General features: G+C 59.4%; 18 protein-coding genes, 6 tRNA genes and 1 pseudogene. 14 read left to right on the top strand and 11 right to left on the bottom strand.

The features are described from left to right. Positions 1-411: 411 nt before the first annotated feature. Complete coding sequence (locus ACIP1G_RS06810; RefSeq protein WP_400734896.1) at positions 412-1,431, bottom strand: outer membrane protein assembly factor BamD; 1,020 nt, start codon at positions 1,429-1,431, stop codon at positions 412-414. 148 nt (positions 1,432-1,579) lie between these two features. On the opposite strand from ACIP1G_RS06810, the gene rluD reads away from it, so the two are divergent. The 8 genes from rluD to ACIP1G_RS06770 all read left to right on the top strand — a co-directional run bounded on the left by rluD (position 1,580) and on the right by ACIP1G_RS06770 (position 7,009). After that, entirely contained in the window at positions 1,580-2,542 is a 963-nt protein-coding gene (rluD, locus tag ACIP1G_RS06805) for a 23S rRNA pseudouridine(1911/1915/1917) synthase RluD (RefSeq protein WP_400734894.1), read from the top strand. Then, positions 2,539-3,279 carry a peptidoglycan editing factor PgeF gene (pgeF, locus tag ACIP1G_RS06800; RefSeq protein ID WP_400734892.1) on the top strand — a complete coding sequence of 247 codons (741 nt, stop codon included), beginning with the start codon at positions 2,539-2,541 and terminating at the stop codon, positions 3,277-3,279. The genes rluD and pgeF overlap by 4 nt, the downstream gene beginning before the upstream one ends. A gap of 251 nt (positions 3,280-3,530) precedes the next feature. Continuing rightward, the gene (gene clpB, locus ACIP1G_RS06795) at positions 3,531-6,095 is read left to right on the top strand and encodes an ATP-dependent chaperone ClpB (RefSeq protein WP_400734890.1); all 2,565 of its coding nucleotides are present in this window, start codon (positions 3,531-3,533) and stop codon (positions 6,093-6,095) included. Positions 6,096-6,566: 471 nt separating this feature from the next. Next, positions 6,567-6,642, top strand: a tRNA-Asn gene (locus ACIP1G_RS06790). A gap of 3 nt (positions 6,643-6,645) precedes the next feature. Continuing rightward, a tRNA-Pro gene (locus ACIP1G_RS06785) sits at positions 6,646-6,722 on the top strand. 6 nt (positions 6,723-6,728) lie between these two features. Further along, positions 6,729-6,804, top strand: a tRNA-Lys gene (locus ACIP1G_RS06780). A 47-nt stretch (positions 6,805-6,851) separates the two neighbouring features. After that, a tRNA-Pro gene (locus ACIP1G_RS06775) sits at positions 6,852-6,928 on the top strand. A 5-nt stretch (positions 6,929-6,933) separates the two neighbouring features. Beyond that, positions 6,934-7,009, top strand: a tRNA-Lys gene (locus ACIP1G_RS06770). Positions 7,010-7,200: 191 nt separating this feature from the next. Here the strand turns inward: ACIP1G_RS06770 and ACIP1G_RS06765 are convergent. The 4 genes from ACIP1G_RS06765 to ACIP1G_RS06750 all read right to left on the bottom strand — a co-directional run bounded on the left by ACIP1G_RS06765 (position 7,201) and on the right by ACIP1G_RS06750 (position 10,003). Further along, positions 7,201-8,496, bottom strand: a complete 1,296-nt coding sequence (locus ACIP1G_RS06765; RefSeq protein ID WP_027918231.1) for an NAD(P)/FAD-dependent oxidoreductase — start codon at positions 8,494-8,496, stop codon at positions 7,201-7,203. Between the two features lie 84 nt (positions 8,497-8,580). Continuing rightward, on the bottom strand, positions 8,581-8,754 hold the full coding sequence (locus tag ACIP1G_RS06760; protein ID WP_008091951.1) for a DUF3094 domain-containing protein: 174 nt from the start codon (positions 8,752-8,754) through the stop codon (positions 8,581-8,583). A gap of 132 nt (positions 8,755-8,886) precedes the next feature. After that, positions 8,887-9,516, bottom strand: a complete 630-nt coding sequence (locus ACIP1G_RS06755) for a DUF1780 domain-containing protein (protein WP_013970766.1) — start codon at positions 9,514-9,516, stop codon at positions 8,887-8,889. Between the two features lie 55 nt (positions 9,517-9,571). Then, positions 9,572-10,003, bottom strand: coding sequence for a hypothetical protein (locus ACIP1G_RS06750; RefSeq protein ID WP_400734887.1), 432 nt, complete (start codon positions 10,001-10,003; stop codon positions 9,572-9,574). An 84-nt stretch (positions 10,004-10,087) separates the two neighbouring features. On the opposite strand from ACIP1G_RS06750, the gene ACIP1G_RS06745 reads away from it, so the two are divergent. Then, complete coding sequence (locus tag ACIP1G_RS06745; RefSeq protein WP_400734886.1) at positions 10,088-10,795, top strand: energy-coupling factor ABC transporter permease; 708 nt, start codon at positions 10,088-10,090, stop codon at positions 10,793-10,795. A 138-nt stretch (positions 10,796-10,933) separates the two neighbouring features. Here ACIP1G_RS06745 and yacG read toward each other — a convergent pair whose 3' ends face one another. The 4 genes from yacG to ACIP1G_RS06725 are packed head-to-tail and all read right to left on the bottom strand — an operon-like array spanning position 10,934 to position 13,831. Continuing rightward, positions 10,934-11,134, bottom strand: coding sequence for a DNA gyrase inhibitor YacG (gene yacG / locus ACIP1G_RS06740; RefSeq protein WP_400734884.1), 201 nt, complete (start codon positions 11,132-11,134; stop codon positions 10,934-10,936). Continuing rightward, entirely contained in the window at positions 11,131-11,754 is a 624-nt protein-coding gene (gene coaE, locus ACIP1G_RS06735; RefSeq protein ID WP_400734882.1) for a dephospho-CoA kinase, read from the bottom strand. The genes yacG and coaE overlap by 4 nt, the downstream gene beginning before the upstream one ends. Next, positions 11,754-12,620: a prepilin peptidase gene (locus ACIP1G_RS06730; protein ID WP_400734880.1), complete on the bottom strand. Its 867-nt coding sequence runs from the start codon at positions 12,618-12,620 to the stop codon at positions 11,754-11,756. The genes coaE and ACIP1G_RS06730 overlap by 1 nt, the downstream gene beginning before the upstream one ends. Before the next feature lie 2 nt (positions 12,621-12,622). Then, entirely contained in the window at positions 12,623-13,831 is a 1,209-nt protein-coding gene (locus tag ACIP1G_RS06725) for a type II secretion system F family protein (RefSeq protein ID WP_400734878.1), read from the bottom strand. A gap of 216 nt (positions 13,832-14,047) precedes the next feature. On the opposite strand from ACIP1G_RS06725, the gene ACIP1G_RS06720 reads away from it, so the two are divergent. The 5 genes and pseudogenes from ACIP1G_RS06720 (at position 14,048) to ACIP1G_RS06700 (ending at position 18,243) form a co-directional block, all read left to right on the top strand. Next, a complete protein-coding gene (locus tag ACIP1G_RS06720) occupies positions 14,048-14,458 on the top strand; it encodes a pilin (protein WP_400734876.1) in 411 nt (136 codons plus the stop codon). A gap of 71 nt (positions 14,459-14,529) precedes the next feature. Continuing rightward, a tRNA-Thr gene (locus ACIP1G_RS06715) sits at positions 14,530-14,605 on the top strand. Between the two features lie 164 nt (positions 14,606-14,769). Then, a pseudogene (locus tag ACIP1G_RS06710) lies at positions 14,770-16,098 on the top strand (tyrosine-type recombinase/integrase). 892 nt (positions 16,099-16,990) lie between these two features. After that, positions 16,991-17,971: an integrase gene (locus ACIP1G_RS06705; RefSeq protein WP_400734933.1), complete on the top strand. Its 981-nt coding sequence runs from the start codon at positions 16,991-16,993 to the stop codon at positions 17,969-17,971. Further along, positions 17,968-18,243 (top strand): hypothetical protein, encoded by a 276-nt coding sequence (locus ACIP1G_RS06700; RefSeq protein ID WP_400734874.1) that lies wholly within the window; start codon positions 17,968-17,970, stop codon positions 18,241-18,243. The genes ACIP1G_RS06705 and ACIP1G_RS06700 overlap by 4 nt, the downstream gene beginning before the upstream one ends. A gap of 93 nt (positions 18,244-18,336) precedes the next feature. On the opposite strand, the gene ACIP1G_RS06695 is transcribed toward ACIP1G_RS06700, so the two are convergent. Beyond that, positions 18,337-19,299 (bottom strand): hypothetical protein, encoded by a 963-nt coding sequence (locus ACIP1G_RS06695; RefSeq protein ID WP_400734872.1) that lies wholly within the window; start codon positions 19,297-19,299, stop codon positions 18,337-18,339. Between the two features lie 184 nt (positions 19,300-19,483). Continuing rightward, positions 19,484-23,299 carry an anti-phage protein Upx gene (gene upx, locus ACIP1G_RS06690; protein ID WP_400734870.1) on the bottom strand — a complete coding sequence of 1,272 codons (3,816 nt, stop codon included), beginning with the start codon at positions 23,297-23,299 and terminating at the stop codon, positions 19,484-19,486. Positions 23,300-23,335 lie beyond the last annotated feature (36 nt).

Genomic DNA, 23,335 nt, shown 5'->3' with positions numbered 1-23,335 from the left:
TAATGCCAGTCAGTTAAGCGGTAAGGGCTGACAGGTGCTTGCCTGGGGTTTTTGGTTGCCTGTTATACCGAGCGCCGCCCACGCGGCGCTTCGCGGCACAAGGCCGCTCCCACTGTTTGTTTCGGGCCAGTCAGTCCTGTGAGGTCACCGCTGTCCGCCTTGTTTGTTCCCTTCAATATCGAAGGGGGCGCCGCTGCTCTTCATCAATCTCCAGCCATGCACCCAGGGTGCGAGTGCGCAGGTGGCAGGAGTAACTGGCCCGAAACAGATGTGGGAGCGGCCTTGTGCCGCGAATCGCCGCGCGGGCGGCGCTCGATCGAATAGGCGCTGCTAAAGGCATGGAGAACACCTTGCCTTTTCTTAACTGACCGGCATTAGGCCCTGGGCCTCCCTTTCACTTACCGCTGCGGATCAGTCGAACATGCCAAAGGTCATGTAGCTGAACCAGGAGCGGTCTTTTTCGGCTTCTTTCGGGCCTTCCGGCACGATCGGGTCGCCGTTTTCATCTTTAGGCAGCAGCTCTTGCGGCATCTCGTCGCGCGCATCCTGGAACTGCTTGACCACGTCCTGGTTGGCGCGGGTTTCGCCCGGCGGCAGCGGGGTGTCGGTTTCGATCAGGCCCAGGGTGGCCGTGGACAGCCAGCTGCGGCCGTCAGACTCGGTCTGCTTGGGCTGGAACTCGCCATCGACCAGGCTCGGGTGGTTCGGGTAGTTGAGCTTGAGGGTTTCCAGGCTGCTGGCGGCCAGTTCGTCCAGGTGCATCTTCTGGTACGACTCGACCATCACGGCCAGGCCGTCGCCGACCGATGGGGTTTCCTGGAAGTTTTCCACCACGTAGCGGCCACGGTTGGCAGCGGCCACATAGGCCTGGCGGCCCAGGTAGTAGTCAGCCACGTGGATTTCGTACGCGGCCAGCAGGTTGCGCAGGTAGATCATGCGCTGCTTGGCGTCGGGCGCGTAGCGGCTGTTGGGGAAGCGGCTGGTGAGCTGGGCGAACTCGTTGTACGAGTCGCGGGCGGCACCCGGGTCACGCTTGGTCATGTCCAGCGGCAGGAAGCGCGCCAGCAGGCCACGGTCCTGGTCGAACGAGGTCAGGCCCTTGAGGTAGTAGGCGTAGTCGACGTTCGGGTGCTGCGGGTGCAGGCGGATGAAGCGCTCGGCAGCCGACTTGGCAGCCTCGGGCTCGGAGTTCTTGTAGTTGGCGTAGATCAGCTCGAGCTGCGCCTGGTCGGCATAGCGGCCGAACGGGTAGCGCGATTCCAGGGCCTTGAGCTTGTTCACGGCGCTGGTATAGCTGGAGTTGTCCAGGTCAGCTTGCGCCTGCTGGTACAGCTCGGCCTCGCTGAGGTTCTCGTCGATCACTTCCTTATTGGAGGAACAGGCCGCGGTAAGCCCAAGGATGGCGATCAGCAGCAGGTGTTTCACTTGCATGGCGGCTTGCGTCCCTTTAGACGGCCGCTGTCTTGGGCGGTGCCGTCCTGTTATGATGAGCGCCCCGGCCAACCCCGGGACAAAAGAAGCCGTATTTAACCACAAGCTCGCAGCCGAAACCAAAGGCTGTGCGCCCGCCGAATCGAGCATGTCCGAGATCATTCAACTTAGCGCAGAGGTACCGTCCGAACTGGGCGGCCAACGCCTCGACCAGGTCGCCGCCCAATTGTTCGCCGAGTACTCGCGTTCGCGGCTAACTTCGTGGATCAAAGAGGGCCGCCTGACGGTCGATGGTGCCGTCGTGCGCCCTCGCGACCTCGTCTATGGTGGCTCGCAGCTTACCCTGGAGGCCGAGCAAGAGGCCCAGGGTGAGTGGATCGCAGAAGATATCGAATTGGATATCGTCTACGAAGACGACCATATCATGGTGATCAACAAGCCTGCCGGGCTGGTTGTGCACCCGGCCGCCGGGCATGCCAGCGGTACCTTGCTGAATGCGCTGCTGCACCACGTGCCAGACATCGTCAACGTACCACGCGCCGGTATCGTGCACCGCCTGGACAAGGACACCACCGGTCTGATGGTGGTGGCCAAGACCCTGCAGGCGCAGACCAAGCTGGTCGAGCAGATGCAGGCGCGCAAGGTCAGCCGCATCTATGAGTGCATCGTGATTGGCGTGGTGACTGCCGGTGGCAAGATCGACGCCCCGATCGGCCGCCATGGCGGCATGCGCCAGCGCATGGCGGTCACCGACGGTGGCAAGCCGGCGGTCAGCCATTACCGTGTACTCAAGCGCTTCCGCTCGCACACCCACGTGCGCGTCAAGCTGGAAACCGGCCGTACCCACCAGATTCGCGTGCACATGGCCCACGTTGGCTTCCCGCTGGTCGGCGACCAGACGTACGGCGGGCGCTTCCGTATTCCGCCGGCAGCCAGCCCGACCATGGTCGAGGCGGTGAAAACCTTCCCGCGCCAGGCGCTGCATGCGCGTTTCCTGGCCTTGGCTCACCCGATTACCGGTGAAATCATGAAATGGGAATCCCCGCTGCCGGACGACTTCGTCTGGTTGCTGTCGCTGCTGAACCAGGACCGCGAGAGCTTTATCGGATGAGTGGCCTGACGCAGTCGCTGCTGTTCCCCGACTGGCCGGCCCCGGCCTCGGTACGCGCCTGTGTCACCACCCGCCAGGGCGGCGTCAGCTTGCCGCCCTATGAAGCCTTCAACCTGGGTGACCATGTAGGGGACGACCCTGCTGCAGTCGCCGAGAACCGTCGCCGCCTGAGCGACCAGTTCGCCATCCAGCCGGCCTGGTTAAAGCAGGTACACGGGCTGGTGGTGGCGGATGCCGACCCGGCCGTGGTGGCCGAGGCTGACGCCAGCTGGACTGACCAGCCTGGCATTGCTTGTGCCGTGATGACTGCCGATTGCCTGCCTGCGCTGTTCTGCGACCGGGCGGGTACCCGCGTGGCGGCAGCGCATGCTGGCTGGCGCGGGCTGGCTGGAGGCGTGCTTGAAGCCACGTTGGACCGCCTGGCGCTGGCGCCGGAAGAGGTGCTGGTGTGGTTGGGGCCGGCGATTGGCCCGCAGGCGTTCGAAGTGGGGCTGGAAGTGCGGGATGCCTTTACTGCGGTGCATCCTGAAGCGGCGCGGGCCTTTGTCGACGGCGAGCGGCCGGGCAAGCTGATGGCCGACATCTATGAGCTTGCGCGTATTCGCCTGGCTGCTTGTGGCGTGACCGCTGTTTATGGTGGTGGCTGGTGTACGGTCAGTGATCAGCGGTTCTTCTCTTACCGCCGTACGCCGCAGGGTGGGCGGTTTGCTTCCCTGGTGTGGCTGGAACCTCGTTAGCCTGTACCGGCCTCTTCGCGGGTGAACCCGCTCCTACAGAGGGCTGCACAGCCCTTGAAACTGTAGGTAATCCTGTGGGAGCGGGTTCACCCGCGAATGCCCCAGCACCAATCCAACAGGTTGACCCCGGTCAACCCCGCTACGCTTGAATCTTCCAGAATCAGCCTTATCTATAAGGTCATCTCAGGCAGGTTTCTTTATAAACAGGCGCTGTCCATCGCTCCGACCTGCCCTTTAAAGGAAGGTACACCATGCGAATAGACCGTTTGACCAGCAAGCTGCAATTAGCAATATCCGATGCCCAATCCTTGGCCGTTGGCATGGACCACCCAGCCATCGAGCCCGTGCACCTGCTGCAGGCGCTGCTTGAACAGCAGGGCGGCTCCATCAAGCCACTGCTGATGCAAGTAGGCTTCGACATCAACAGCCTGCGCCAGGCGCTGGTGAAAGAGCTCGACCAACTGCCAAAAATCCAGAACCCCACCGGCGACGTGAACATGTCGCAGGACCTGGCGCGCCTGCTCAACCAGGCCGACCGCCTGGCCCAGCAAAAGGGTGACCAGTTCATCTCCAGCGAGCTGGTGGTGTTGGCCGCCATGGACGAGAACAGCAAGCTCGGCAAGTTGCTGTTGAGCCAGGGCGTGACCAAGAAGGCCCTGGAAAACGCCATCAACAACCTGCGCGGTGGCGCTGCCGTCAACGACGCCAACGCCGAAGAATCACGCCAGGCGCTGGACAAGTACACCGTCGACCTGACCAAGCGTGCCGAAGAAGGCAAGCTGGACCCGGTGATCGGCCGTGACGACGAAATCCGCCGTACCGTGCAGGTGCTGCAACGCCGTACCAAGAACAACCCGGTGCTGATCGGTGAGCCTGGCGTGGGTAAAACCGCCATCGCCGAAGGCCTGGCCCAGCGCATCATCAATGGTGAAGTGCCCGACGGCCTGAAAGGCAAGCGCCTGCTGGCGCTGGACATGGGCGCGCTGATTGCCGGTGCCAAGTACCGCGGCGAGTTCGAAGAACGCTTGAAAAGCCTGCTGAACGAGCTGTCCAAGCAGGAAGGCCAGATCATCCTGTTCATCGACGAACTGCACACCATGGTTGGCGCCGGTAAAGGCGAGGGCGCCATGGACGCGGGTAACATGCTCAAGCCGGCCCTGGCCCGTGGCGAACTGCACTGCGTGGGCGCCACCACATTGAACGAGTACCGCCAGTTCATCGAGAAGGACGCCGCCCTGGAGCGCCGCTTCCAGAAGGTGCTGGTCGAGGAGCCGAGCGAGGAAGACACCATCGCCATTCTGCGTGGCCTGAAAGAGCGCTATGAAGTGCACCACAAGGTGGCCATCACTGACGGTGCAATCATTGCAGCGGCCAAGCTCAGCCACCGCTACATCACCGACCGCCAGCTGCCGGACAAGGCCATCGACCTGATCGACGAAGCGGCCAGCCGCATCCGCATGGAGATCGACTCCAAGCCGGAAGTGCTCGACCGCCTTGATCGCCGCCTGATCCAGCTGAAGGTGGAATCGCAGGCGCTGAAGAAGGAAGAAGACGAGGCGGCGAAAAAACGCCTGGAGAAGCTGACCGAGGAAATCGAGCGGCTGGAGCGTGAGTATTCCGACCTGGAAGAAATCTGGGCCTCGGAAAAGGCCGAAGTGCAGGGCTCGGCGCAGATCCAGCAAAAGATCGAGCAGGCCCGCCAGGAGCTGGAAACCGCCCGTCGTAAAGGCGACCTCAGCCGCATGGCCGAGCTGCAGTACGGGGTGATCCCGGACCTGGAGCGCAGCCTGCAAATGGTCGACCAGCACGGCAAGACCGAGAACCAGTTGCTGCGCAACAAGGTGACCGAGGAAGAAATTGCCGAAGTGGTGTCGAAGTGGACCGGTATTCCGGTAGCCAAGATGCTCGAAGGCGAGCGCGAGAAGCTGCTGAAGATGGAAGCGCTGCTGCACCAGCGGGTGATCGGCCAGAGCGAGGCAGTTACTGCCGTAGCCAACGCCGTACGCCGCTCGCGTGCCGGGCTGTCCGACCCGAACCGGCCCAGTGGTTCGTTCCTGTTCCTCGGCCCGACCGGCGTGGGCAAGACCGAGCTGTGCAAGGCGCTGGCCGAGTTCCTGTTCGACACCGAAGAGGCGATGGTGCGTATCGACATGTCCGAGTTCATGGAGAAACACTCCGTGGCACGCCTGATCGGTGCACCACCAGGCTACGTAGGTTATGAAGAGGGCGGTTACCTGACCGAGGCAGTACGGCGCAAGCCTTACTCGGTGGTGCTGCTGGATGAGGTGGAGAAGGCCCACCCGGATGTGTTCAACGTGCTGCTGCAGGTGCTGGAAGACGGCCGCCTGACCGACAGCCACGGGCGCACCGTGGACTTCCGCAACACCGTGATCGTGATGACCTCCAACCTGGGCTCGGCGCAGATCCAGGAGCTGATGGGAGACCGCGAGGCGCAACGTGCGGCGGTGATGGATGCAGTGGGTTCGCACTTCCGTCCGGAGTTCATCAACCGCATCGACGAAGTGGTGGTGTTCGAGCCACTGGGCCGCGAGCAGATTGCCGGCATCACCGAAATCCAGCTGGGCCGCCTGCGCAGCCGCTTGCTGGAGCGCGAACTGTCGCTGAGCCTGAGCCCGGAGGCGTTGGACAAGCTGATTGCCGTAGGTTACGACCCGGTGTACGGCGCCCGGCCGCTGAAGCGGGCGATCCAGCGTTGGATCGAGAACCCGCTGGCGCAGCTGATTCTCGCCGGCAAGTTTGTGCCGGGTTCGGCGATCACTGCCAAGGTGGAAGGCGACGAAATCGTCTTTGGTTGATTTGTTTCGCCAAGAGCCCCGCATCTGCGGGGCTTTTTTTTGCCTGGTTGCCTGTGCCGGCCTTTTCGCGGGTAAACCCGCTCCTACGGGTCGGTGTAGATTTTGCGGGGTGTGCAGTCCCTTGTAGGAGCGGGTTTACCCGCGAAAGGGCCGGCACAACCCAGCAAATCCGGGCTCTTCAGCTCTACCTGGATAACCCGCTGAAATTTTTGAAATTTTTGCTTGCATCAAATTTCGAGTGCCCCTAATATACGCCGCGTTGTCAGGCACTAAGCGAATCACCAGCAACACCGGTGACCGCAAAACAACTTACAAATCAGTAAGTTGAATGAAAAAAAGTGGTTGACAAGCAAAACGAAGAATGTAGAATAGCCGGCCTCAGCAGCGACAAAGCGAAAGCAGCGAAGCTAAAGAGTCTGAAGCGAACACAGTCTTCGGAGTAGAAAATCGGAAGTAGTACCGAAGTTCAGTTCCGCGATAGCTCAGTCGGTAGAGCAAATGACTGTTAATCATTGGGTCCCTGGTTCGAGTCCAGGTCGCGGAGCCATCTCGGGGTGTAGCGCAGTCCGGTAGCGCGCCTGCTTTGGGAGCAGGATGTCAGGAGTTCGAATCCCCTCACCCCGACCATTTTCCGGGTCGTTAGCTCAGTTGGTAGAGCAGTTGGCTTTTAACCAATTGGTCGTAGGTTCGAATCCTACACGACCCACCATGTAAAGAAGGGCATCTCAAAGAGATGCCCTTTTTTTTGAAGCACCACGGGGTGTAGCGCAGTCCGGTAGCGCGCCTGCTTTGGGAGCAGGATGTCAGGAGTTCGAATCCCCTCACCCCGACCATTTTTGGGTCGTTAGCTCAGTTGGTAGAGCAGTTGGCTTTTAACCAATTGGTCGTAGGTTCGAATCCTACACGACCCACCATGAACAAAGGGCATCTCGCATGAGATGCCCTTTTTCTTTGTCTCGGGAAAATGCACCCTTCAGTGCAGGTCCTTGTTGTCTCTCTTTGCCACACCGCCCCCTGTAGGAGCGGGTTTACCCGCGAATACGATGGTGGCTGCACTGCCGCATTCGCGGGTAAACCCGCTCCCACAGGTGATTGTCGATGCCTGTCAGTGCAGCTTCAGGCGCGGCTCGGTACCCCGGCCAATCTTGCTACCCAGCATCATCAACGCCGTACGGAAGAACCCATAAAGCGCCATCTGGTGCATCCGGTACAGCGACACATAAAACATCCGCGCCAGCCAGCCTTCCAGCTTCACGCTGCCCATCAGGTTACCCATCAGGTTGCCCACCGCCGAGAAGCGCGATAGCGACACCAGTGAGCCGTAGTCCTTGTACTCGTAGGTCGGCAGCGCCTTGTTCTCCAGTCGCGCCTTCAGGCTCTGCGCCAGCATCGAAGCCTGCTGGTGCGCAGCCTGCGCGCGTGGCGGCACGTTGCGGTCGCTGCCAGGTTGCGGGCAGGCGGCGCAGTCACCAAAGGCGAAGATGTTGTCGTCGCGAGTAGTCTGCAGGGTAGGGCGCACGACCAGCTGGTTGATACGGTTGGTTTCCAGGCCATCGATGTCCTTGAGGAAGCCCGGCGCACGAATACCGGCCGCCCACACCTTCAGGCTGGCCTGGATCACTTCACCGTCCTTGGTTTTCAGGCCATCTTCGGTCACTTCACTGACGGCAGCGTTGGTCAGCACTTTAACGCCGAGCTTTTCCAGGGTCTTGTGCACCGGCACACTGATGCGTTCCGGAAGCGCCGGCAGTACCCGCGGGCCCGCTTCAATGATGGTGATGTGCATGTCTTTGGGCTGGATGCGGTCCAGGCCATAGGCAGCCAGCTCGTGGGCAGCGTGGTGCAGCTCGGCCGCCAACTCTACACCGGTGGCACCGGCGCCAACGATGGCGACGCTGATCTGCTCGCTGGCCACATCACCGGCGTGGGCGCGCAGATAGTGGTTCAGCAGCTGCTGATGGAAGCGCTCGGCCTGTTTGCGGGTATCCAGGAACAGGCAGTGCTGCGCCGCGCCCAGGGTGCCGAAGTCGTTGGTGTTGGAGCCCACGGCGATGACCAGGGTGTCGTAGCCCAGGGTGCGCGCAGGCAGCAGCTCGCGGCCCTCTTCGTCGAGGGTGGCGGCCAGTTGAATCTGCTTGCCTTCACGGTCCAGGCCGCTCATGCGCCCCAGCTGGAAGTTGAAGTGGTTCCACTTGGCCTGGGCCACGTAGTTCAGTTCGTCTTCCGAGGAGTTCAGCGAGCCGGCGGCCACTTCGTGCAGCAGTGGCTTCCAGATGTGCGTGAGGTTGGCGTCGACCAGGGTGATCTCGGCTTGCTTGCGCTTGCCCAGGCTTTTACCCAGGCGGGTCGCCAGTTCCAGGCCGCCGGCGCCGCCGCCGACAATCACGATGCGATGAGTCATGGGGATATCTCATAAGGTTTACGGAATTCTTGCCCCTGTGGGGCGGCCGCAAACTGCACGAGGGGAGGGCGAGCGCGAAGCAGCTCATAGCACCAGTCCACTGAGCAGGCGGCTGATGAGACCCAACCCGATGGTCACGGCCAGTACCAGCACAAGGAGCAGCCAGGGCCGGAAGGGCCGGCGCTCGACTTGGTGCTGGGGGGCTCGCAGATACTCATCGACACGACGCTGATCTTCCGGGTTCAGGCGGCTGGTCATGGTGGGCCTCGTCAGGTAGACGTTTGTGACTGCGCAAACGCTACAGCGTTCGCGCAAGCGCTTGAAACAAATGATAATGCTTTCTATCCCTGGCAACGAGTGTACGCCATCGCAAACATTCGCTGCACTGGATCAAAGACTGATGCCCACGTCGAAAACAATGCTGCGGCCCAGGTTGCCGCGCAGGAAATCAGGCGCGTCGGGGTGGGCGAACAGCACCCGGGCAAAGGTCGGCCCGACCAGCGACAGCGAGCGCCAGCCCTGGCGCAGGTATTCGGTGGGCGGCGGGAAGTGGGTATTGAGGTCGAGCACTTCGCGCTTCAGGCTGGCGAAGGCGATGATGTCCAGCTCGTTCAGCTCCAGCCCGCGTTCCCGGTAGTTGTGCGCCTTCTTGCGCAAGGTCGGCGCCAGGCGCCCAAGCAGTTCGGTGGCACTGATGCGCCGCGGGCGCGCTTCGCGGCGCACCAGCTGCGCCAGGGAAAACGCACTGCGCCGGCGTTGCAGCTCTTCGCGCCATTCATCGTTGAGCCGGCGGCCCTCGTCGAGCACGAAAAACACCTCGAAGGCCGCATCGCGGAACAGCACGTCGGGTGGCTCTTGCCCGGCCGGGGTGAAGTCCTCGCTGCGGTAGGGAATGTTCAACCCCTGCAACAGGCGCTGGCACACCCATCGCTCCCGCTCCCACTTGCGGGCGTTGGAGAGAAAGGCATTGGCTTGTTCGGCCTGGATGGTAAGCAGGCGCAGGTAGTCTGAGTCATCCATGCAGACAAGCTTAGCCGCTAAACGATGACGGTAAGATGCTGTTTAAGTGTGGGAATCAGCTCAGCACCGGCCACTGCTGCACCAGCCCGACCAGGTGCACCAGGCCGAAGCCCAGGCAGATCAGCGAACTGACCACGATAAAACGCCGTGAGCGCCCGGTGCCGGCCAGCAATCTGGGCCCGAGCAGGCCGCGCGCGAGGTACACCAGGGTGATCAGGCACATGGCCGGCAGCAGCAGCGGCAACCGCCCGATTGCCCCGGCAGCCGACAGCGCATACGCCGACCAGCTCAGCAACACGCAGGCGATGGCGGCGGTGATCAGCCCTGGATACCAACGGCCGTTTTCAGCGGCCACGGCCATGCGCTCGCCAGCCCCGAACAAACGGTACCAGCGCGGCCCGACGGCGATGATGGCCAGGTGAAGTACGCCGATGATGGCGTTGAGTGCTGCTGCCAGCAGCAGGGCGGGGTTGGGTCCTTCGGGCATGACCAATGCTTCCTGCATCGAATGAGGCGCCAGCCTACCGCAGCCAAAGGAAATGGAGAATGGGTGTAGACTCGGTTTATCCACATGGCCGCAAGGGGCATTGTTCAGGTGATCAGCGCGCAGGTGTTGTCCGGCACTACCCTTACCCTTGGTTGGCTGGGTTATGTGCCGTTGCTGATCTGGGCGGTCAGCCGGGTTCGCTGGGTTGAACTGTTTACTGATCGGCGCCGCCAGCATCTGCTGTTTGGCACGGTGTTCTGCCTGTTTGCGCTGTGGCTGGTGAGGCGCGATTTTGATACCGGCGTGTCGTACCACTTCATTGGCATGACGGCGGTTACCCTGTTGCTGGACTGGCCGCTGGCGGTGTTGGGTGGGTTCATGGCCCAGCTCGGTTTGCTGGCGCTGGGGCGTCAGGATTTGGCGGCGCTTGGGGTGAATGGCTTGTTGCTGGTGGGGTTGCCGGTGCTGATTACCGAGGTGTGCGCGATATTGGTCGAGCGTGCGCAGCCGCGGAACCTGTTCGTTTATATCTTTTGTTCGGGGTTCTTTCCTGCGGCGCTGACCGTGCTTGTTTGCGTGCCTGCGGCGCTGGGGGTGTTATGGCTGGATGGGCGTTTTGCCCTGCCGGAGTGGCTTAGCGACTTTGTGGGCTACCTGTGGCTGATGATGTTCCCCGAGGCGTTCATCAACGGCATGGTCATCAGTGCGCTGGTGGTGTTTTGCCCGGAGTGGCTGGAAACCTTCAACCGCACGCGGTATTTGCAGGCGCCGTGGAAGGAGGATGAGCGATGATTTTGGGTTGGCTTTGCCGGCCTATTCGCGGGTGAACCCGCTCCTACACAGGTATTGCGCCGCCCTTAAAGGTTGCGCGGGCCCTTGTAGGAGCGGGTTCACCCGCGAATAGGCCGGCACAGCCACCCTGCCATCAGCTCAATGCCGCGACTCCAGATCCCCTGAATACAGCTCATCCTCGGACTCTTCCGCCCCAGGAATCTTGTGCTCCTCAGCCGCCCAGGCGCCCAGGTCGATCAGCTTGCAACGGTCCGAACAAAACGGCCGGAACGCGCTTTTCTCGTTCCATTCCACAGGTGCGCCACAGGTCGGGCAATCGACGGTCAATGGCTGGCTCATGGCTGGCCTCCTCGTAAAGTCAGGTAAAAGTGGTGCAGGCGGTCAATCTGCTCATGCAGCGCGGCCAGGTCGCCGTCATTGACCACCACATCATCGGCATGGCGCAAGCGTGCCTCGCGGGCCAGTTGGGCCTGCAGAATAGCCTGCACCTGCTCGGCACTGGTGTTGTCCCGCGCCAGGGTACGCGCTATTTGCAGTTCCTGCGGGGCATCGATCACCAGCACGCGCTGGGTCTTATGGTACTGCCCCGACTCGATCAGCAGCGGTGACACATATACCGCATACGGCGACTGCGCCTTGGCCAGGTAGCTGAAAATCTCCTGGCCGATCAGCGGGTGCAGCAGTTGCTCCAGCCACTTGCGCTGCGCCGGGTCGGCGAAGATCAGCTGGCGCAGGGCGGCGCGATCGAGCTGGCCGTCCGCCTGCAGCACGCCAGCGCCGAAGCGTTCGACGATGCTGGCCAGGGCCGGGCGGCCAGGTTCGACAACCCAGCGCGCGGCCTGGTCGGCATCGACCAGGTGCACGCCAAGCTCGACAAAACGCTCTGCAGCGGCGCTCTTGCCACTACCGATGCCGCCGGTCAGGCCGAGAATCCAGGGGGTAAAGGCTGCGCTGGTCATCAGAATCCAAGCAGTTGCATGTAAGAGGCGTATATTTCATCACCCCAGAGCAGCGCAATCCACCCCGCAATCGCCAGATAAGGGCCGAACGGGATGGCCGTGCCCACGGAATGCCGGCGCAAACGCAGCAGGCACAGGCCAACCAGCGCCCCGACCACCGATGACAGCAGCAGCGTCAACGGCAGCACCTGCCAGCCGCCCCAGGCCCCGATCAGTGCCATCAGCTTGAAGTCGCCATAGCCCATGCCTTCCTTGCCGGTGACCAGCTTGAACACCCAGTACACCGTCCACAGGCTGAGGTACCCGGCCACCGCGCCCCACAGCGCGTCGGTCAGTGGCGCGTAAATGCCGAATACGTTGACGATCAGCCCCAGCCACAGCATCGGCAGCACCAGCACATCCGGCAACAGTTGGTGCTCGGCATCGATCAGGCTCAGGGCCAGCAAGCACCAGGTGAGTGGCAGTGCCAGCAACGCTTCAGCCGATGCGCCAAAGCGCCAGGCCACCAGCAGCGACAGCAACGCACTAGCCACCTCCACCAACGGGTAGCGCGGGCTGATGCGGGCTTTGCAGGCTGAGCAACGCCCGCGCAACGCCAGGTAGCTGATGACCGGAATGTTCTCCCAGGCGCGGATCTGATGCGCGCAATGCGGGCAGCGCGAGGCTGGCAGGCACAGGTCGAAGCGCTCGTGCTGCGTGCTCGGCAGCCCAAGCACCTCTTGGGCCTCGCGCTGCCATTGCCGCTCCAGCATGATCGGCAGGCGGTATACCAGCACATTGAGAAAGCTGCCCACCAGCAGGCCGAGCAGCGTGGCCACGGTGAAGAAGTACGCCGGCTGCTCGGCCAGGAATGTCCATAAAGTCATGTTCAGATCAAACTACCCAACTGAAAGATCGGCAGGTACATCGCCACTACCAGGCCGCCAACCAGCAAGCCCAGGATCAGCACGATGGCCGGCTCCAGCAGGCTGGTCAACTGGTCCAGCGCCTGGCTGACCTGTTCCTCGTAATGGCTGGCGGCTTTCTCCAGCATCTGGTCCAGCGTGCCGCTGGATTCACCGATGGCGGTCAGTTGCACCAGCAACGGCGGAAACAGCTGCTCAGCGGCCATTGCCTGGTTCAGCCCCTGCCCATTGGCCATGCCCTGGCGCAGCCGCAACACCGCCTGCTCATGCAAATCGCCGCCCGTTACCCGGGCCACCGTACCCAGCGCATCCAGCAACGGCACCCCGGCGCCATAAGACGTTGCCAGGCTACGCGCAAACCGCGCCAGCGCCGCCTGCCCCAGCAACTGGCCAAACACCGGCACACCCAGCACCCGCTGAGATATCCACAGGCGCGCTGGCGCATGCTGCCGGTATAGCTGGCGCACGGCAAAACCTAGCACCACGGCCATCACCAGCAACAGCAGCGCAAACCGACTCAGCCCTGTGGACAAGTCGATCACCCACTGGGTAAAAGCCGGCAACTCCGCGCCCATGCCGGAGAACATATTCTCGAATTGCGGAATCACCTCCAGCAACAAAATCGCCGACACCCCCAGCCCGGTCAGCAACAGCAGCAGCGGATAGATCATCGCCTTGCGCACCTTCTTGTGCAGCGCCCGGCGCTGTTCCAGCATGCCCGCCAGCTGCTCCAGCTGCCGGTCGAGCGTGCCACACTGCTCACCCACCCGCACCAGGTTGCAGTAAAGCGCATCAAACCAGGCCGGGTGACGCTGCAACGCATCCGCCAGCCCCAGGCCCGAGGCCACATCCTGTTTCAATCTATCCAGCAACGCCGCCTGCGCCGCATCGCAGCCACTGCGCCCCATCACTTCGAACGCTTGCAGCAGCGGCACGCCGGCCTTGAGCAAGGTTGCCAACTGCCGGCTGAACCCCGCCGGGTCAGCCTTTACCCGCCGCTTGGGCAAGCTGAACGCCAGCCCGCTGGCAGGCCGCAAACTGGCCACCTTGATGCCCTGGCGGATAAGCCCGGCCCGTACATAGGCCGGGCTGCGCCCGGGCGTTTGGCCGCTGACCGGCCTGCCGCTGGCATCGGTGCCGTGCCAGGTGTAGAGGGGTGTGGATATGGTCATGCAAAGGTCCTTTTTCTGCCCGTGCGACAAGCCTGGAAACAGCTTGCCGCGTCCATGCAAGGGCGCGCGTCCGTGATGCTCACTAGAGTAGTTCAGCGAAGATGACGCCCAAGCGGGCAGGGGTGACAAAAGGTGTCTGTTCAGGCCTACTGCGCCGCTGCCGCTTGGGGCGGAACTGACCTCAACGTGTAAGCGAATCAAAAAGGAAATACGTTCATGAAAGGGCAACGCGGTATCACCCTGATCGAACTGATGATCGTCGTCGCGATCATTGGCATTCTGGCGACCATCGCCTTACCGATGTACACCAACCACCAGGCCCGCTCCAAGGCCGCGGCCGGGTTGCTGGAGATCAGCGCGCTGAAGACGGCGATGGATCTGCGGTTGAATGACGGGAAGGATGTGACGGATGTAGGCGCGCTGGGTGGCCAGCCGGCCACTGCGCATTGTGCGATTACGGCCAGCGGCAAGGCGGCGGATGGCAGCGGCAGCATTGTTTGCACGCTGGTGGATGCGCCGGCCAATGTGCTGGGCAAGGCGCTTAGCCTGACGCGTTCGGCTACCGGGTGGGCGTGCACAACCGACATCGAGGAAGACCTGGCGCCGAAGGGGTGCAAGGGGGCTTGAGGGTAGGGCAATAAAGTAGTGGAAACAGGGGTTTGCGTAACGGGTGCGAGCAGTGGTACGTTGCGCTACACGCCGGTGTAGCTCAGTCGGTAGAGCAGCGCACTCGTAACGCGAAGGTCGCAGGTTCGATTCCTGTCTCCGGCACCATATCCAGCTCCATCGCGTTCCACCGAATGCCTTGGAAGCCCCTAAAACCCGCCCTTTGGCGGGTTTTTTCGTTCCAGGACCCTCCGTCGGGATCCAACAAAATACCCCATCCTCGGGGGTATTTTTAGGGTACAGCGTCTTGCCTGCATGGAGAACGTACCCTTATGCCACGCCTAGCCGTTCCTCTCAGCGACCTCAAATGCCGTACGGCGAAACCTCGCGAACGTGCCTACAAGCTATTCGACGGTGGCGGCATGTACCTCTTCGTGAAACCCAACGGCGTGAAAACGTGACGACTGCGCTACTTCAAGCCCAGCGGCAAGGAAGGCACGCTGATCATCGGCAACTACCCCATCATCTCGCTGGCCGTCGCGAGGACCAAGCGCGATGAAGCCAAGGCGCTGTTGCTCGATAACCTCGACCCGATGGAAGAGAAGAAGAAAGCGAAGCTTGCCGCCCAACGAGCCTCCCTGCTTTTTGAAACCGTCGCCTTGGACTGGTACGCCGAAATGTCCCGGCGCTGGACGGAGGGACACGCCAAGACCGTCATGAGCCGGTTGCGCACCCACGTCTTCCCCCTGATAGGCCAACGCCCCATCGCTGAGCTTGATACCCATGATCTGCTTGAGGTCACCCTGCGTATTAAAGAGCGCGGCACCATGGACGTTGCCCTGCGCGTGCAGAACTATCTCTCCACGATCATGCGGGGCGCGAAGCGGGCGCGGCAGATCAGCCAGAATCCGGCGCTTGATCTGGCAGGGTCGATTCATGCCCCGCGAACAGTGCACCGCCCTGCCCTATCACTCAACCGCCTCCCCGAACTACTGAACCGGATCGACAACTACAACGGCCGTGAGCTAACCAAGTTGGCTGTACTGCTGACGCTGCACGTGTTCGTGCGCTCCAGCGAACTGCGTTTTGCGCGCTGGGATGAGTTCGACCTGCAAAGGGCGATGTGGGAAATCCCCGACACCCGCAAGCCAATCGACGGCGTGCGCAATTCCACCCGTGGCACCAAGATGAGCGGAGACATACAGATGGTGCCGCTCTCTCCCCAAGTCATTGCGATCCTTGAACGGCTGCGCGGCTTGAGTCGCTTCTCCGAACTGGTGCTGCCCGGTGACCACAAGTACTGGAAGCCAATGTCGGAGAACACGGTTAACCAAGTGCTGCGTAACGTTGGTTACGACACATCCAAAGAGGTATGTGGGCATGGATTCAGGACCATGGCCTGTAGCGCCTTGCTGGAGTCAGGGCTGTGGACAGACGCGGCGATTGAACGGCAGATGAGCCACAAGGAACGCAATCGCGTGCGCGCCGCCTATATCCACAAGGCCGAATTTTTGGAGCAGCGCAGGCTGATCATGGCGTGGTGGAGCAATTACATTGATGCCAACAGATCGGGCCATGTCACCCCACACGAGTTCGCCCACCCAGCCGGCGAGAACATCACCCCCTTGCCAAGTGGGCGTGGCGCATTCAATCGTCGGTGAACCCTCCAGAACACCGTTGGCCGCTCTTTAATTCGGGTCCATCCAAACAGGGCTGCAAAGCCGCCCTGTTTGGATGGACCTCGCTTTGCAAAGCTAAAAGCCGACACGAATCCTTTGAATACCACTGATTTCCACCGGTGGATAATTTCATGCACAAGCCCAGAGGCCACGAAAATCAAGGCGTTGACCAAAATTATCCACAGGCGTAGAACTGAGGTTGCAAGCGCTGTCTTGGACAGTACCCAGGTGACCCGAACCTTCAAGGTCACGCCGCTCTCGCGGTGGTTCTCCCCAAAGGCGATTCGCATCCGGCAGCTCGCCCGGTCACTACCCATGTGATGGATGCTCTTATACCTATGGCGCTCGTGCGCCAGCTAAACCGTACCTCGCTGTCCTGCAGCAACCTATCCGCTTGGCCGATTATTGCGCCAACCTGTGCCCGTCTCTTTCTGTGGAAAGAGACGGGCACTTCAACCACTGCTGCAGCCCTGATCGCACAAGGCTTTGCGGCATTCCCCCTCGTGACAATCGGCGTGACAAACGCCGATTTCACCAGCAACAGCCATGCAGATGATGGTGCCGTAGACCAAGGAATGGACTGCACCTGACTGACAGTCAGGCATGCCCCGGTCATCGCATTGCTGCTTGCACATGGCTCAGGATCTCGCGGCACTGGTCTCGTCAGCCAATGCAGCCTCCACCCGCCCACCGGTAACGGTGCTCAGGAGGCCAGATCATGAGATGCCCTTGCTCCCGGTCGTAAGGAGCCGCCAGTCCCGCGCTAGAGGACATTCCCCACAGGTCGCAGGGGCCTTGATCCCTGATAACACTCAGCATTCTTGGCGGGATGACGTGGGGCGAGGATCGGAGAACGGTAGATGAGGTGGCTGATATGGCATTGGTGGGTAGACGCGATGGCCGCAACTTCGGCTACGGCAGGCAGTTGAGCTACGCAGGACCGCAGGCGCTGAAAGACATGTTCGGCGGCGGTCACTACGGCACGGTCAAAGCTCACAGTGATCGGTGGCAGGCATTCGTGAAGTGGTGCCGCTCCGAACAGGGGCCCGGTCTCAATGATGCGCGGCAGATTGATCGAAAGGTGTTGGCCGGTTATGCGGCGTATCTGCGCGACGTCGTTGGACGCGGTGACCTCGCCGTCAGCACCGCACAAAACCGGCTCTCCAGCGTTAACAGGACCATGGCGGCGCTTCGCGGTGATCAGTGCGTCAAATTGCTAAGTCCGAGCAAGGCATTGGGTATGCAGCGCAGCGGGGTTCGTCACGCAATCCCTCAGGGCCAGGATCTCAAACAGGTTGAGCAGATCGTCGATGCACTTTGCAGTCGTGACCAGAGACGGGCCGCCGCGATCGTATTGTTGGCGCGAGCCACAGGCATGCGCTTGCGTGAGACCATCTTGGCTGACCTGCCACGGCTAATCTGTGAGGCTAACGACCTAGGCAGGATCAACATCCAGGATGGCACCAAAGGCGGTCGCTCCGGCGCTTCGGCACCGCGTTGGATTGCGGTGGACGACCATATTCGAGGTGCGCTTGGGTTTGCACGGCAGGTGTCGCCTGCTGGTAGCCAAAACCTGATTGCGCCACACGAAAGCTATCTAAATTTTCTGCAAAAAATCATCCGCCCTGTGCGGTGCATCCTGCATGCACACAACCTCAAAGGCTTCCATGAGCTCCGTGCAGCGTACGCATGTGAGCGCTATGAGCAGATCACCCAGCACCACGCGCCTATCAACGGCGGCCATTGTTGTCAGGTAGATAGGCACCTTGATCATGAGGCCCGGAGACAAGTCAGCTATGAGCTGGGGCACGGCCGGATCGACGTGGTCGCTGGCTACATTGGAGGGCGCGCATGAGCAAATCATTCGACATGGAGCTGTTCTTGGCTGCGGTGCTAACGGGTTCGCACGCAACACGGCAGCGCCATCTACGGCAAGCAAAGCTCATCCAAGTCGAGATATTTGAACGCTGGCAACTGGACACACCTTGGGCTTGGCGGAGAAAACATGTGACTTGGTTTCTTGAGCACCGACTAGCTGGGCGATGCGCGGCTACTGAGTACTACTACCTGCTGACGGTGCGGCTCCTAGCGCGTCGTTTAGAAAAGCCATGGGTCTTCAAGTGTTGAACGACGGCCTGACTTTAATAGTCACGACCGCACAATCGCCCCATAGCAGCCGGCGCTGAGGCCTTACAATAAATGTAAAATACGGTATCAAAACTATATCCGAGTGGGATTTGTGTGCCACATGTTCTCTGCAAAAACAAAATCATCACAATTTGATTTATCAATGAAATCATTGATACGCCCAAGAATTTTTGATATATCCGCACTATAAGAAAAAGAACTTTCTGCGGGCGCCGGCGTTCTGAGATCCATCTTTTTTAGTATGATAAGTGACGTAAGCGCCGAATTAATGGTAAGCGTAGCTATTCGTTCTATCGTGAGCGAATACTCACTTAGCAATCCACTGATTATTTGTTTTTCCTGCGAAAAATCCAGTGAAATATGTTTGTCTGACTGCTGAAGGAAGCAGCTTATAGAGGGTGAGGCTGGGTGTGTAAGCTCGCAAAGCTTGCTATATAGTTGCATTGCTCCAGTGGCACCATGCTGTTCTATAGCCCTAATATAGTCAGCATTAGATTTATTCGTGTGATGTGGAAGAGGAGTTGAACCTTTAGGGTGTTTGCGTGCATATGTGTAATGGATAAGCCTGTCCTCCAGTTCTTCCAGAACTATAGGCTTTGCCGAGGTGTTTGATTTGGCTGTGCGGAGATATATAAACGGAAAGCAGTTATATAAGTATTTAAGCGTGATTAATGTTGCATCATGAGCATCAGCTGTGGCTTCCAGCAGGCCGCGTAGCGAAGCGGAAAACCCTAATAAGTTATTGCTTTCTAATTGTGAGAGTGAAGATTTTAGCCAATTATTGGTTCGCGCTAGTGATGTAATGCACGTCAAGTGGCATCGTTCAAGAATCCCTATCAAGTAAACCTTGATCATTTCATTGAACTGATCCTCTTGGTGTAAGGGCTGTATAGAATTTATGTCTGGCTCTAAAAAATGCGCGAAATAAGACGTACCATTTGTCTTAATCATTAAGTCGTCTATAGCTGGACTGTAAGTAGATATCAGCGTATGCAGAATTGTCTTGAGTTCATTAGGACTACTTTGACGATTCATGAAGGATTCCTTGTGTGCCAACGCATCATGTTTTTTAACTAGTGGTCTGTTTGAAGCAGTAGACACCGTTCATGGGAGAAGGCATGACTTAGTACGTATCTCCGGACTGACCGCTACGGGTCGAAAGCCCCCCAACGAGACTGTCCGCTACCGGCCCCAGAGCGGACACTCCCGTTTCCTTCGGTCAGTATTTCAAAAGATCCTCTGGCCGCCCGACATACGTACCTTGCAGTGCAGCGATCTGCGACTGTGCGTAGGCGACAGGGGATACCCCGCTGAAAACGAGCCAGGACACCAGTTCGAGATCTTTGACTGATGTGAATCGTGCCAGGTCAGGAAGATTCTCTCGCGCTAGTGCAACACGATTCAGATGCCTTTTGAGCTTGTCCGGTTTGCCCTTAATGTCTTCACCCTGATATTCGGAGAGCTGGGAAGCGACTTCTGAGTAGTTACGAGCGAGTGAAAGGTCCTTGCATTCGACTATAAGCACTTGGTTACGATCCGGGCGCCAAGCTAGCAGATCAATATCGCCTGGATTTGTCGTCAGGTTCCTCCTCAGTATCTCAGGGAAGCTAATGCCGCGCCGAACATTCCATCCTGCGTCTAGCAGTTTTTTTTCCAATATTTTTTCGAAAGTGTGCCCCTCGCGAGCTTCCCCCAGCCATTCATCTCTCATCCCGGCAGTCCGGAAAAACTCTCGTTTGAGTCGCCCTGTATGTGCGCCGTTAAAGAGATAATTCAGAGAGTTACCCAGTTGTCCCGGCGATACGATCACCAGCGGGTCTTGGCTGTCCTCCACCTGTAACAAAGGCCTGGCTACTACGGATAGCCGTCGACCAAAGCGCCAAGGGTAGATATCAGATAGGTCAAACTCGTCGGTCACCTCATCCCACTTTGGGCGAGTTCGCAGGATGAATTGTTCGAGAAAAGCGAATGTGACATTATGGTCAAGCCCGGCTGTCTTACCCGCAAGATCTAACTGGCTCCTCTCCATAGTGAAAATTGCCGTCTTTTTCGATATGCCAATTGACTCGAGTGCATGGACGAAACGGAGGCCTTCTTCGAGCGTAAACCCCATCTCCGACTTCCAGAGTGCCATAAAGGTCTCGGTGTCATCTGCGACCGTGGTCGGGGCACAACATTCGTCCTCATCACTCACTTCTTCGAAGTCTTCCGCTTTTGCGTAATGCTGCTCGAATCTTGCAGCATGAGCTTCGAACCGCTCGTTAGTAGCCTTAGACAGCAAAGGTTCAAGCACCATCCCTCCAAGCTCGTCGCGGAAAAGAAGGTCACCTAAGGGAGATATTTGGACCTCGGCCGGCAGCGCCCCGAAACGTATAGCGTCCGACATGCCGCCGATGCGAAAAAGTAATGCTGCTTGCGCAAGGAGGCGACCAAGCGCCATGTCGGAGGGTTCAATCCCCCCCTTATTGGGGCAAGCGCAAATGGCCAGTTCGATTACTAACCTGGAGGTCAGTGCCGCACCGGCAAAACGTCCCAACTGCTTGGCGATCGTATCCTCGACTCCGTCCTCACCGACATGCAGCGCGAGGACGGCAGCGGCCGTCCGATGCCAATGATTTTCTTCGCTTCGTGCCCTTTCGCAGTTCTCAAGCAGGCGGTTGAGGGTTTTCAGACGATCAAATCTAGAAAGTTCTTCCTGCATGTCATGAAGGAGCACATCTACAACGTCGATGAGGAGCTTGCCGACCGCCTTCTTACCCTGGTATTGGGCCGGAGCATCGGCAGCAACCGAACGCCAGCCTAGCCCAACTCTGGCCGCACCTGACTCGGTGTTCTCAACAGTCAGAAGGTGTCGACTCAAGGAACCACTTACACGGTCACTGAAGTCGAACGTTTTCATAATATGGAAGCTACGGGCGACGTTATTGGGAATCGCTATTCGCTCGATTTCAAGCCCTTGGTTGCTCGGTGCATCGATACGCAAAACTGTGGCAAAGGCAGTGCCAAGGGCGCGTACTAAAGCGCGTTCTGCGCGGTTGTCCGGCGCCTGGAAGCCAGCAAGATACCCGTCTTTCAGACAAACCCGTATAGCGCCCTGTTCACGGACACGCTCGATACTCCAGAAGGTATTTAGGTCAAGAGGCACCTGCTCATCCTGGAATCGACTAATATCACAGTCGCCTTCAAAGTGCAGGTAGGCCTTCACGGACTTCCTTGGTCTCTGCCCACCAACGGCTTCAACCGCCTCGCCAATTCGCCCAAGCCAAGTGCGTACCATCTTCGCTAACTCAGCAAGGAGCATGTGATCTTGAGCATTAGGTGCTTCAATCATCACCCAGAGGTTGTATTGCCCCTCATACACACAACTTAGCCGATGTGCTTCAAGGTCATCGATGGACGCATAGCACCTGCTTTCGCGTTCGGTTGGGAAGAAGTCAGCCGCTGACGGCCGCATAACACGATGCCACCTGCCGCTGTTGTCACAAATGCGGTGCCAGTCGTAACCCATGTCTGCTGCCATCCGCACGTCACGAATCAGATCTGTTGGGATTGTCAGCATCAGAGGGCGCTCTGGGGTGATACGCCCTTCCGGCAGTTGATTGTGCGGAACCATATGGCCGTCGTTGGCGCGTGCCCAGCCAAGAAGGTTGAGAATGCCGTTGACATTGATTATTCGCACACCGGCTCGCGCTATTAATTCTTCGGCGTCTTGCACGCGCCAGAAAGCAAGTGCGGACATATCGGGCAGTGACCCTAACCGGAAAAAGTCTGCGCTAGTCATCCACTCGAACTGCCATTCTGCAGGTAGCTCGGGAACCGAGCCGACAAACCCTGCCCCCCAGCCACAACCCACACGCACGACTATGCCACGCTGAAAGTCGGGGTGGCCGGCAAGTTCAGCAGCGGCTTTTGCAGCACGTTCGTCTAGGAGATTCGCTGTTTCCTCATCGAGCCGGAGCATACTGCTGAAGCCTTCATTGCTGTGCTGCTGCATGGAGGGCAGGACGAACTGGAGCACCATGAAGTGGCCCACGTCGACTGAGGAGTAGACGGTCGCCGATCGGGTTGTCTTATCCTTATCCCAGGACAACCGCATCCGCGTACCGCTACCAAACGCAGGCATTTGAGACAAAGTGCGCGCATGGACGCTAGCCAACGCCCTGTCGAGGTTGCCCAACTCTCCCTTCCGCACTGCGAACGCTATCACCGCGTGACGAAGCGCGATGGATAGAGCAGTAGGCAGCACGACGACAAGGCCATCACCTACACGAAACAACGGACGCTGCTCCAATACCCCCGCGCTGGGGGCCTGGCTAGCTAGGGTACTGATTTGTGTATGATCAAGAATAAATGGGGATAGATCAGCAATTGCGATACCAGCCGACCGTAGCATGCCCTTCGTCAAAGTGACACGTGTACGGAGAACACTCGCGTCAAGGCCATCGGTCTCAAGCGAGCCAGAGCTAGTTTGACCACCCGGCTCAAACCGACGTAGACCAGAGTTGGCGCAAATAACGTCCGAAAGCTGTAGAAGCGCCTGGATGGACCGCTTAAGAGGGATAAAGTATCCCTCGTCAGGCATAGCGAAAACAATGTCGACCATCAGCTGTGTGTAAAAGCCTGAGGCCTCCCAAATTCCTTCCAGAATGCGGTAATCGCCCTTGACGTTACCAACGATTGAGACGAACACATCCTCTGCTGGATCTTCCCCAACTACACTGTTCGATGCGCCAATAGACGTATACCAGCGGCGTGCGTCGTCGACAGTGGCAACCTGAGGGCCTTGGCAGTGGATGAGGGCAAGTGCAACCAGTAACTCCAGTCGTAAACATTCTGGCTGATGTGCAGGAAGGGTTAGCAGACTAGCTAGCAAAGCCACTGTGCCTACCCGCTCAAAGTTTGCGAGTTCGGCGACAAGCTCAGCGTTATCCTTCGCGACATCATCCAAAGAGTGACTGGAAGTCGCCCAGGCTGCCTTATCGGCCATCGCCTCAAGCAGGGATTGTAAATCTGGTTGAGATAGTGAGTCGTTCACCTGCATCTCCAGGAGAAATGATTGAGCTCGCGAATT

Source organism: Pseudomonas sp. NPDC089392 (assembly GCF_044749595.1).
In the GTDB taxonomy this organism is placed as follows: Bacteria; Pseudomonadota; Gammaproteobacteria; order Pseudomonadales; family Pseudomonadaceae; genus Aquipseudomonas.
Note: the sequence above shows the minus strand (reverse complement) of the source record. Positions and strands in the feature narration are given on the sequence as shown.

What these genes read in the sequence shown, in the direction of transcription:
- ACIP1G_RS06750 (WP_400734887.1), bottom strand. Translation starts at nt 10,003, where the DNA reads ATGCCCGAAGGACCCAACCCCGCCCTGCTGCTGGCAGCAGCACTCAAC.
- ACIP1G_RS06720 (WP_400734876.1), top strand. Translation starts at nt 14,048, where the DNA reads ATGAAAGGGCAACGCGGTATCACCCTGATCGAACTGATGATCGTCGTC.
- rluD (WP_400734894.1), top strand. Translation starts at nt 1,580, where the DNA reads ATGTCCGAGATCATTCAACTTAGCGCAGAGGTACCGTCCGAACTGGGC.
- coaE (WP_400734882.1), bottom strand. Translation starts at nt 11,754, where the DNA reads ATGACCAGCGCAGCCTTTACCCCCTGGATTCTCGGCCTGACCGGCGGC.
- ACIP1G_RS06760 (WP_008091951.1), bottom strand. Translation starts at nt 8,754, where the DNA reads ATGACCAGCCGCCTGAACCCGGAAGATCAGCGTCGTGTCGATGAGTAT.
- clpB (WP_400734890.1), top strand. Translation starts at nt 3,531, where the DNA reads ATGCGAATAGACCGTTTGACCAGCAAGCTGCAATTAGCAATATCCGAT.
- ACIP1G_RS06755 (WP_013970766.1), bottom strand. Translation starts at nt 9,516, where the DNA reads ATGGATGACTCAGACTACCTGCGCCTGCTTACCATCCAGGCCGAACAA.
- pgeF (WP_400734892.1), top strand. Translation starts at nt 2,539, where the DNA reads ATGAGTGGCCTGACGCAGTCGCTGCTGTTCCCCGACTGGCCGGCCCCG.
- yacG (WP_400734884.1), bottom strand. Translation starts at nt 11,134, where the DNA reads ATGAGCCAGCCATTGACCGTCGATTGCCCGACCTGTGGCGCACCTGTG.
- ACIP1G_RS06730 (WP_400734880.1), bottom strand. Translation starts at nt 12,620, where the DNA reads ATGACTTTATGGACATTCCTGGCCGAGCAGCCGGCGTACTTCTTCACC.
- ACIP1G_RS06700 (WP_400734874.1), top strand. Translation starts at nt 17,968, where the DNA reads ATGAGCAAATCATTCGACATGGAGCTGTTCTTGGCTGCGGTGCTAACG.
- ACIP1G_RS06725 (WP_400734878.1), bottom strand. Translation starts at nt 13,831, where the DNA reads ATGACCATATCCACACCCCTCTACACCTGGCACGGCACCGATGCCAGC.
- ACIP1G_RS06765 (WP_027918231.1), bottom strand. Translation starts at nt 8,496, where the DNA reads ATGACTCATCGCATCGTGATTGTCGGCGGCGGCGCCGGCGGCCTGGAA.
- ACIP1G_RS06745 (WP_400734886.1), top strand. Translation starts at nt 10,088, where the DNA reads ATGGCCGCAAGGGGCATTGTTCAGGTGATCAGCGCGCAGGTGTTGTCC.
- ACIP1G_RS06705 (WP_400734933.1), top strand. Translation starts at nt 16,991, where the DNA reads ATGGCATTGGTGGGTAGACGCGATGGCCGCAACTTCGGCTACGGCAGG.
- ACIP1G_RS06810 (WP_400734896.1), bottom strand. Translation starts at nt 1,431, where the DNA reads ATGCAAGTGAAACACCTGCTGCTGATCGCCATCCTTGGGCTTACCGCG.
- ACIP1G_RS06695 (WP_400734872.1), bottom strand. Translation starts at nt 19,299, where the DNA reads ATGAATCGTCAAAGTAGTCCTAATGAACTCAAGACAATTCTGCATACG.